This window comes from Modestobacter sp. VKM Ac-2978, from assembly GCF_026968025.1.
Taxonomy (GTDB): Bacteria; Actinomycetota; Actinomycetes; order Mycobacteriales; family Geodermatophilaceae; genus Modestobacter.
Genome location: NZ_JAPVBP010000014.1, coordinates 1 through 1,810, shown reverse-complemented (window position 1 = coordinate 1,810; position 1,810 = coordinate 1). Strand labels below are relative to the sequence as shown.

The 1,810-nt window shown below is 58.7% G+C and carries 2 rRNA genes (1 of these 2 cut by a window edge); both read right to left on the bottom strand.

What is annotated here, in order from left to right:
* Window positions 1-107: ribosomal RNA gene (locus O2W53_RS23755) — 23S ribosomal RNA — on the bottom strand (it extends 2,892 nt beyond the left edge of the window).
* A gap of 31 nt (window positions 108-138) precedes the next feature.
* Window positions 139-1,661, bottom strand: a 16S ribosomal RNA gene (locus tag O2W53_RS23750).
* Together the 16S and 23S rRNA genes form the textbook arrangement of a ribosomal RNA operon.
* Window positions 1,662-1,810 lie beyond the last annotated feature (149 nt).

The following is a 1,810-nucleotide window of genomic DNA, read 5'->3' as shown; positions in this document are numbered from 1 at the left end:
GAGCGCCTGGCCGAACTGGTCAGCGTTCCACCCTTGAGCTCCGTCACGAACACCCGAGCACCCCCACAATTGAAGGCACTTCACGGTCCGCGCACGGCTCTGGACCACCACACGAGTGTGGCGGCCAGTGCTCCTTAGAAAGGAGGTGATCCAGCCGCACCTTCCGGTACGGCTACCTTGTTACGACTTCGTCCCAATCGCCGATCCCGCCTTCGACGGCTCCCTCCACAAGGGTTGGGCCACCGGCTTCGGGCGTTACCGACTTTCGTGACGTGACGGGCGGTGTGTACAAGGCCCGGGAACGTATTCACCGCAGCGTTGCTGATCTGCGATTACTAGCGACTCCAACTTCATGGGGTCGAGTTGCAGACCCCAATCCGAACTGAGACCGGCTTTTTGGGATTCGCTCCACCTCGCGGTATCGCAGCCCTTTGTACCGGCCATTGTAGCATGTTTGCAGCCCTAGACATAAGGGGCATGATGATTTGACGTCATCCCCACCTTCCTCCGAGTTGACCCCGGCAGTCTCCTATGAGTCCCCACCATCACGTGCTGGCAACATAGAACGAGGGTTGCGCTCGTTGCGGGACTTAACCCAACATCTCACGACACGAGCTGACGACAACCATGCACCACCTGTGCACGACCCTTTAAAGGACCTGCCATCTCTGACAGATTTCCGTGCATGTCAAGCCTAGGTAAGGTTCTTCGCGTTGCATCGAATTAAGCAACATGCTCCGCCGCTTGTGCGGGCCCCCGTCAATTCCTTTGAGTTTTAGCCTTGCGGCCGTACTCCCCAGGCGGGGCGCTTAATGCGTTAGCTGCGGCACGGAGACCGTGGAATGGCCCCCACACCTAGCGCCCAACGTTTACGGCGTGGACTACCAGGGTATCTAATCCTGTTCGCTCCCCACGCTTTCGCTCCTCAGCGTCAGTTACTGCCCAGAGACCCGCCTTCGCCACCGGTGTTCCTCCTGATATCTGCGCATTTCACCGCTACACCAGGAATTCCAGTCTCCCCTGCAGTACTCTAGTTTGCCCGTATCGACTGCAGGCCCGAGGTTGAGCCTCGGGTTTTCACAGCCGACGCGACAGACCGCCTACGAGCTCTTTACGCCCAATAATTCCGGACAACGCTTGCACCCTACGTATTACCGCGGCTGCTGGCACGTAGTTGGCCGGTGCTTCTTCTGTAGGTACCGTCACTTTCGCTTCGTCCCTACTGAAAGAGGTTTACAACCCGAAGGCCGTCATCCCTCACGCGGCGTCGCTGCGTCAGGCTTTCGCCCATTGCGCAATATTCCCCACTGCTGCCTCCCGTAGGAGTCTGGGCCGTGTCTCAGTCCCAGTGTGGCCGGTCACCCTCTCAGGCCGGCTACCCGTCGTCGCCTTGGTGGGCCATTACCCCACCAACAAGCTGATAGGCCGCGGGCCCATCCTCAGCCGATGAATCTTTCCACCACCAGACCATGCGGTCAGCGGTCACATCCGGTATTAGCACCAATTTCTTGGAGTTATCCCAGAGCTGAGGGCAGGTTGCCCACGTGTTACTCACCCGTTCGCCGCTAGGGCACCACCCCGAAGGATGGGCCTCGCTCGACTTGCATGTGTTAAGCACGCCGCCAGCGTTCGTCCTGAGCCAGGATCAAACTCTCCGTAGATGATTTGATCGCAGCTGAGACCGAGAGTTGGCACTCTCGTTCAATCAACCAAAGGAATCCCAACGACACCCCGAAGGACGCCGAATGGGGGTATTGATATATGGCACTGACTTTCGGCACGCTGTTGAGTTCTCAAGGAGCGGACGCGC